We start from the raw sequence: 5,211 nt of genomic DNA on the forward strand, positions 1-5,211 counted from the left end.
CGTGATGATGAAACGTCGCAACTTGTCACCTGCCGGGTGAGCCCTAGAATGGGCGTATTTTACCTCCATCCTCTTGTTATGTAACGGGAATTCTTGGAAGACGGTTCATTCAGTTCACGGAACCAGGTATTAGTTCCTCCCCGGATAGATTGCTTTAAAAACAGCGCGCTAATGGAGTGCTTGAATGGCAGGGTTGCGTGATTTGACAGGGTTCGGCTCTTTGGTGGACGGACTGGTTTGGATCATCGGTCACTTCGACAACAAGGATCTGGCGTTTGCGATAGCCCTTGCGATCCTCTTGATGGCGTTGGCTATTTGGTTCTTTCTACACTTCCGGCGCCATCGTCCCTGGGTGCGGCCTATCCGCCAGGTGTCCGCCAGACTGCGGAAGCTGATCGGGGATACGCCGGACGCGCACAAGCGTCTGAGCGATGCGGATGAGATCTTCCGCGCGGAACCTAGGCTTGAGCCACTGTGGCGGGAATACTGGAAACATTTCAAGGAGGACTCCAAGGCCGGCGGTTACCTGAACCTCGTCGATCCACGCTTCTGGTTTTCGGTGGAGTCCCTTCCGGGGCGTAGCTATGAGCAATGGTGCGCCACCTGGGCGGGTGTCTTTCTCACCGTCGGTCTGCTTTTTACCTTCATTGGTCTGTCCGCTGCTTTGCTGAAAGTCGCTGACATCGGCGCGGCGGATTCCGTCGCGATGAAGGCCGCCATCACCGGTATCCTGGGGGTCAGCTCCGCCAAGTTCATCACCTCGATCGCCGGACTCCTGGCCTACATCGGTTTCAGCCTCGTCACCCGCCGCTACCAATCCAGCCAACAGGCCGCCGCGCGCGAGTTGGCCGATGCCGTGCAGCATCTCAGCCTTCCGCGGACACCTGAATATCTTCTGTACGAGCACAACGAAATCGCGCGTGAGCAACTGACGCGGATGGAGCGATTCACGGATGACCTGGCCGTCGCGATCGATGGAAAACTGGAAAAGCGTTTACAGATGCTGGCCTCTGACTTTGGCCAGCATCTTGGAACCATCAAGCAGAATCTTCCCGCCGCCACCGCCGAGCCCATCGTGGCCGCCATCCAGAGCATGACTCAGGCGGTCGCCACGGAGTTCTCGACACAAGTTCGGCAGACGGCTGGCGGCGAGATCAACGCCGTGGCGGAGCAGTTTTCCGCCGTCGCCCTTGAGCTTGCCAAGATCAAGGACGGCATGGGTGGAGCCGGCGAGGCATTTGGCACGGACATTCGAGCCGCGGCTACCGATCTGCGCAATGCCGCCGAGAAAATGGGACGGGAAGTCGAAGGTCGCTCGCAAGACCTGGAAGATAAGATCGGCCAATTCAGTGGACGACTCGATCAGATCGCAGGCACCCTGACGCAGGTTCCGACCACGATCGATAATGCCCTGAACGCAACACTCTCGAAACTCGCCGAGTCTATCGATGGTATTACCTCCTCGGTGGGCAAAGTACCCGCCAGGGTCGACTCGGCACTGACCGACACCTTGAAGAATCTTACCGAGGCGGTCGACACCTTGGTCGATCGGATGACTGAAGGTGGCAAAAATGGCGCGATCGCCCTGACTGCCGGCGGCGAGGAGGCTGGAGGCAAACTCAAGACATCCGTCGGTCAAGCCGGACAGCAACTCAGCGACACAATCGGTGGCGTCAGCGGCAAGCTTGATTCCATTGCGGCTGCGTTGGGACTAATTCCAGACAGTATCAGTCAGACGCTTAACGGAACCTTGAAGGCGCTGACCGAAGCCGTCGATGGCCTGAAGGATCGGTTTGCCCAAGGTGCCGAGGAAGGCGGTATGGCCCTTCGGCAAGGGGGTCAGAAAGCGGGGGATGACATCAAACAGGCGGTTGGTCAGGCCGGTAGCGATTTCGACCGGGTGATCAGTCAAACGACCGACCATCTGGTTATGCAGTTGACAGGCGTCCTGGCAAAACTTGAAGGCGCGATTCAGGATCTCGCGGGCCGGCTTCAAACCGTGGAATCGAGTCTTCAAACCTTACCCGGTGCAATCGCTGACCAAGTGCAAAATCTCGCCACAACGGGACGGACCTTTGAGATCACCGGACAGACCGTCACCAAGGCCGGTGACGCCTTACGGCAGGCCAGCGAGCCAATGCAGCAAACGGTCAGCATCATTCAAACAAGCCTTAGCCAAATACGAACAGGGATGAGTGAGGCTGCCGCCACTCACCAGCAAACCAGCGAATCCATTCAAGCCGCGCTACTCGGACTCAAAAACACCGCTGACGCGGCCCAGCGTACCTTTGCAATCCATGAGGAGCGCTTCGGAAGAGCCGACGCCGAACTGGCAAAGGCACTGACGACATTGAGTGATGGCGTGGAGCAAGTCGCGAAGGAAACCCAGAGCGTCTTTGCGGAATACGACCGGCATATCAACCATGCGGTTGGCAGCCTGAGCACGGTGGCGACAGAGCTTCAGGAAGCAGCAGAAGAGCTAGGCGACTCTTGCAAACAACTGGTTGAAGCAAGGCAGCCATCAGCTCGCCGGTATTGAGATTAGGATTCCAATAGCGTGTTCCGCCGCTCACTCCCCACCGTTCAGTCTGGTGAAGAACGCAAAGACCTCTTCGGCCCAGTGGCCGATCTCATGGTCGGTGTGATCTTCATTTTCATTATTCTTTTAATTGGGCTAGCGCTGAATTTACAACCCGAAGACTATCAGCGGTTGCGGGATCGCAATGCTCAACTGGAGGCGGAAAACGGACGCCTGAAGGAATTTGTCCGCTATGTGCGGGATCATCAGGTGAGTGCGTTATTTGCCCAGATCGCTGCCGCCAACGAAACCCGCGCGCAGATGCTCGATGATATGCGCCGAAAACTCCGTGTGCTGGGTGTTGAAGTGATTATCGACCCCACCAACGGAACGCTGAAGTTGCCCGCCGGGGGGCTGTTTCTGGCCGGACAGGCAGAACCCACCTTGCAGGGGCAAGAGACGATCCGTACTCTCGGACGGGTGCTTGTGGAGACTCTGCCCTGTTACAGCAACGTGAATATTTCGACGCCCCCCTCTGAAACATGCCCGGACTTCAAAATTTACAGCACCTTGAGTTCCGTCTATGTCGAAGGGCATACGGATGTTGTCCCCATCGGAGGCTCTAATGGACGATTTCGGGATAACTGGGATCTCTCTGCCGCCCGCGCCATCCAGACCTTCAAGCTTTTGCAGAATGCACACCCATTGTTGCGCGATCTACGCAATCAGGATGGCGATGCCTTATTGGGTGTCAGTGGTTATGCCGAGACTCGACCGGCAACCACCACCAAGGACCGCCTGCTGGAAGCGGTGCGCGACCTGGATCGACGGATCGAGGTGCGCTTGACCATGACCGCCAACGAAGCCACCGTGCGTCAAGCGATGGAGGAACTGAACGCTCATCTGGAGGAAGTCGATGACCTTGCTCGATGACCCCCACAGAGATTCGGCGCTGAAGCTCAAGGCTGCATTGAGCCGGCCTTGGCGAACCGTGCGTTTCGTGCGCCCCCCAGCCCTCGCCATCCAGGCCATGGCCGAAACATTGGAGCGTAAGTTTGGAGGAGCGCCGGTGGAATTGCCGCCACCACGCAATCTACTTGAGGAGGTTGAAAAACTCTTGATTGCCGGTCGCGGCGACATCTTCGGGCTGGATAGGAAGCAGTGCAAAGCAGTGCCCTACATCCTTTGGACCTCGCCACAGGGATGGTCGGAAAACGCGCGACTGGTTAATGACTACCTTGCCTGGGCAGATCAGAGCTGGCGCACCGCACCTCGTCGACTCTGGCGACACTATCTGCTGAATATGCAACCGGAGTCGCTTGCCACGAAATGCTTTGCCCGCTGGATCGAAGCTAGGGCTGACAAGCTCACGCCTTCCTTGCGCGAGTTTTCGATGCACTGGGAACTGTTCCAACCGGAGCGTGCCGTCGCCAAGATCGCGGGATCGCTGCTGGCCGGCGCGCACCTGATCGACGAAATCACGGGGCTCCGGGTTAATCGTGAAACACTGCTGAAATCCGCTTGTCTGTTGAGCGTATGCAAGGCCCTCGGTCAGCGTCTCCGGGATCATCCTCATTCCTCCAATATTTCAGTGACGCTGAAGCAGCTTCTGGCGAGTCTGGGTGACAATCCGATCCACAAGATGCAAGGCCAAGGCGGCCTGGGTGAAGCGGCGCAGAAATCCCTGGTTGAAGGATTGGTCATCTGGGCGGGTCGGCAGAACGCCGAGGTCATCGCTCAAACGCTCGATTTACTGCACACCCTGATCGGAGATCCGCGCCTTTATCCCGCACGTTGGACGAATATAGACCCTAATGCGCGCCAGACGGTTGAATGGTGGCTGACAGAGAGGACATTAGAAACTTTTTTTGAAGTCTTCCGACTACAGAATGCTGTCAAACCTCAAATGGTGGCATCAAGGGAAGCGTTTTGGCGTGGTTACATGGCGAAAAAGAGAATCTCTCGTGCGTGGCTCATTACAGGGTTAAATGGATATGGCATTGCCCAGCGCCTGCTGGAAAAATCGTTTGGGAAATTCCTGGATGGCGCAGGCGCTGATCATCTTGGATTGATGCTCCAGATCGAAAGCTATGTGATTCTGGAAATGAATCAGAACGGCAGTACGCTACTCTGGCAGATAGGCGATCCGCAGATGCCAGGCTTTTTTCAGCCCGAGTATCGACGTAAAAGATTAATTGACATGTGCTCGCAGGCACCTGGGCGGTTTCGCATGACGCATAATCACGATTGGCAAACCAAATACGAAACCGAAATCCTCCGACGTACCGGCGTATCGCGTTCCGGTTAAAGCACCTGTTCTATATCTATCTTGGGCACGGAGAAACGCCAGGTGACGTTGTTAGACCAAATTCACCTTCACACTGAACGCCTGCCACCCGATATGCTGCGCGAGGTCTTGGACTTCGTCGAATTCCTGGACACTCGACGCGATCGCCTCGCCAGCCTACTCGATCAGAGAGAAACCCCAGGCTCCTACCTTGCTCTAGCCCAGACGCACGGCCTGGTTGGTTGTCTTAAACCTGAATCCGTGATCTGAATGACGCGGCAACGTCCTCTTGGCAAATAGCGATGCCGGAATTCATTTCAGCGACGCGAATAGCGCCCGGGCGGGGACGAATCGGTCCACGGAAGGGCGGTTGGGCGAGAAGCTGCGGGCGACAGACAAAAGGATA

3 protein-coding genes are annotated in these 5,211 nt (G+C 56.7%); all 3 read left to right on the forward strand.

Annotated elements, in window-relative coordinates; translation table 11 throughout:
* Positions 1-184: 184 nt before the first annotated feature.
* Genes CKO27_RS23300 through CKO27_RS23310 form a run of 3 tightly spaced genes read left to right on the forward strand, consistent with a single transcriptional unit; the run spans position 185 to position 4,826 of the window.
* Entirely contained in the window at positions 185-2,539 is a 2,355-nt protein-coding gene (locus tag CKO27_RS23300; RefSeq protein WP_200377302.1) for a hypothetical protein, read from the forward strand.
* An 18-nt stretch (positions 2,540-2,557) separates the two neighbouring features.
* On the forward strand, positions 2,558-3,451 hold the full coding sequence (locus CKO27_RS23305) for an OmpA family protein (protein ID WP_200377303.1): 894 nt from the start codon (positions 2,558-2,560) through the stop codon (positions 3,449-3,451).
* Positions 3,435-4,826, forward strand: coding sequence for an EH signature domain-containing protein (locus CKO27_RS23310; RefSeq protein WP_200377304.1), 1,392 nt, complete (start codon positions 3,435-3,437; stop codon positions 4,824-4,826). Before CKO27_RS23305 ends, CKO27_RS23310 begins: the two co-directional genes overlap by 17 nt.
* Positions 4,827-5,211 lie beyond the last annotated feature (385 nt).

Source organism: Thiocystis violacea (genome assembly GCF_016583575.1).
Classification (GTDB): Bacteria; Pseudomonadota; Gammaproteobacteria; order Chromatiales; family Chromatiaceae; genus Thiocystis; species Thiocystis violacea.

Coding starts and splice junctions, on each gene's coding strand:
- CKO27_RS23300 (WP_200377302.1), top strand. CDS start 185: ATGGCAGGGTTGCGTGATTTGACAGGGTTCGGCTCTTTGGTGGACGGA.
- CKO27_RS23310 (WP_200377304.1), top strand. CDS start 3,435: ATGACCTTGCTCGATGACCCCCACAGAGATTCGGCGCTGAAGCTCAAG.